Source organism: Streptomyces sp. IBSBF 3136 (assembly GCF_036815105.1).
Lineage (GTDB): Bacteria > Actinomycetota > Actinomycetes > Streptomycetales > Streptomycetaceae > Streptomyces.
In genome coordinates this window covers 1-2,585 of the sequence record NZ_JAJSZC010000419.1, presented here as the reverse complement: position 1 = coordinate 2,585, position 2,585 = coordinate 1, and the positions used below count along the sequence as shown (strand labels likewise).

At 72.1% G+C, this 2,585-nt stretch carries 1 protein-coding gene; it reads left to right on the top strand.

The window, feature by feature from the left end:
- Window positions 1-176 precede the first annotated feature (176 nt).
- Entirely contained in the window at window positions 177-2,567 is a 2,391-nt protein-coding gene (locus tag V7E45_RS39750; RefSeq protein ID WP_333779166.1) for an excinuclease ABC subunit UvrA, read from the top strand.
- Window positions 2,568-2,585 lie beyond the last annotated feature (18 nt).

Genomic DNA, 2,585 nt, shown 5'->3' with positions numbered 1-2,585 from the left:
CCCCCCCCCCCCCCCCCCCCCCCCCCCCCCCCCCCCCCCCCCCCCCCCCGCGCCCCCCCCCGGTCCGGCGAGGCGGTGCCCCCCGGCGGCCGCGGATCGGTCAGGAATCGAGAAGCGTCGGCCGCGGGCGGGGGCTAGCGTGACCCGGGCGAGCCGACGGCGACGATGGGGACGGGATGACCATGGCAACGAGCACCGACACGCAGGCGGCCGAGCCGCACGCTGCCGACAGTCACGATCTGATCCGGGTGCACGGCGCGCGCGAGAACAACCTCAAGGACGTCAGCGTCGCCCTCCCCAAGCGCCGGCTGACGGTGTTCACCGGCGTCTCCGGGTCGGGCAAGAGCTCCCTGGTCTTCGACACCATCGCCGCGGAGTCGCAGCGGCTGATCAACGAGACGTACAGCGCCTTCGTCCAGGGCTTCATGCCCACGCTGGCCCGGCCCGAGGTCGACGTGCTCGACGGGCTGACCACCGTGATCACCGTCGACCAGCAGCGGATGGGCGCCGACCCGCGCTCCACGGTGGGCACCGCGACCGACGCCAACGCGATGCTGCGGATCCTGTTCAGCCGGCTCGGCACCCCGCACATCGGCTCGCCCAAGGCGTTCTCCTTCAACGTCGCCTCCATCAGCGGGGCGGGCGCGGTCACCGTGCAGCGCGCCGGACAGACCGTCAAGGAGCGGCGCAGCTTCAGCATCACCGGCGGCATGTGCCCGCGCTGCGAGGGCCGGGGTACGGTCACCGACCTCGACCTCACCCAGCTCTACGACGCCTCCAAGTCCCTCACCGAGGGCGCCATCACCGTTCCCGGCTACAAGGGAGGCGGCTGGAACTCCCGGCTCTACGCCGAGTCGGGGTTCTTCGACCCGGACAAGCCGATCAGCACGTTCAGCGAACAGGAGCTGCACGACTTCCTGCACCGCGAGCCGACCAGGATGAAGATCGCGGGCATCAACATGACCTACGAGGGTCTGGTCCCGCGGATCCAGAAGTCGATGCTCGCCAAGGACCGCGAGGGCATGCAGCCGCACATCCGCGAGTTCGTGGACCGCGCGGTCACCTTCACCGCCTGCCCCGACTGCGAGGGCACCCGGCTCAACGAGGGCGCCCGGTCCTCCAGGATCAAGGGCATCAGCATCGCCGACGCCTGCGCGATGCAGATCAGCGACCTGGCCGCCTGGGTGCGCGCCCTGGACGAGCCCTCGGTGGCCCCGCTGCTGGTGGCGCTCGGGGAGACCCTCGACTCGTTCGTGGAGATCGGTCTCGGCTACCTCTCCCTGGACCGGCCGGCGGGCACCCTGTCGGGCGGCGAGGCGCAGCGCACCAAGATGATCCGCCACCTCGGCTCCTCGCTCACCGACGTCACCTACGTCTTCGACGAGCCCACCACGGGCCTGCACCCGCACGACGTCCAGCGGATGAACGACCTGCTGCTGCGGCTGCGGGACAAGGGGAACACCGTGCTCGTCGTGGAGCACAAGCCGGAGGTCATCGCGATCGCCGACCACGTCGTCGACCTCGGCCCCGGCGCCGGCACGGCGGGCGGCACCGTCTGCTTCGAGGGCACCGTCGACCGGCTGCGGACCAGCGGCACCCTCACCGGCCGCCATTTCGACGACCGCGCGGCCCTGAAGGAGACGGTGCGCGAGCCCACCGGCGTGCTGGAGATCCGCGGCGCCCGCACGCACAACCTGCGCGATGTCGACGTCGACGTCCCCCTCGGCGTGCTCACGGTCGTCACCGGCGTCGCCGGCTCCGGCAAGAGCTCGCTCGTGCACGGGTCGATCCCGGCCGGCGCGGGCGTGGTGTCGATCGACCAGACCGCGATCCGCGGATCGCGCCGCAGCAACCCGGCGACGTACACCGGACTGCTCGAACCGATCCGCAAGGCGTTCGCCAAGGCCAACGGCGTGAAGCCGGCCCTGTTCAGCGCCAACTCCGAGGGCGCCTGCCCCACCTGCAACGGCGCCGGCGTCGTCTACACCGACCTGGCCATGATGGCCGGCGTCGCCACCACCTGTGAGGAGTGCGACGGCAAGCGGTTCGAGGCGTCGGTGCTCGACCACCACCTCGGCGGCCGCGACATCAGCGAGGTGCTGGCGATGTCGGTGACCGAGGCCGAGGAGTTCTTCGGCGCCGGCGACGCCCACATCCCGGCCGCCCACCGCATCCTGCGGCGACTGGCCGACGTCGGCCTCGGCTACCTCACCATCGGGCAGCCGCTCACCACGCTCTCCGGCGGCGAGCGGCAGCGGCTCAAGCTGGCCACGCACATGGCGGACAAGGGCGGCGTCTACGTCCTCGACGAGCCCACCGCCGGCCTCCACCTCGCCGACGTCGAGCAACTGCTCGGCCTGCTGGACCGCCTCGTCGACTCCGGCAAGTCGGTCATCGTCGTCGAGCACCACCAGGCGGTCATGGCCCACGCGGACTGGATCATCGACCTCGGGCCCGGCGCCGGCCACGACGGCGGCCGGGTCGTCTTCGAGGGCACCCCCGCCGACCTGGTACGGACCCGCACGACCGTCACGGCCGAGCATCTGGCCGCGTACGTGGGGGCGTAAGGGGGACGGGACGGGGAG

What these genes read in the sequence shown, in the direction of transcription:
- V7E45_RS39750 (WP_333779166.1), top strand. Translation starts at nt 177, where the DNA reads ATGACCATGGCAACGAGCACCGACACGCAGGCGGCCGAGCCGCACGCT.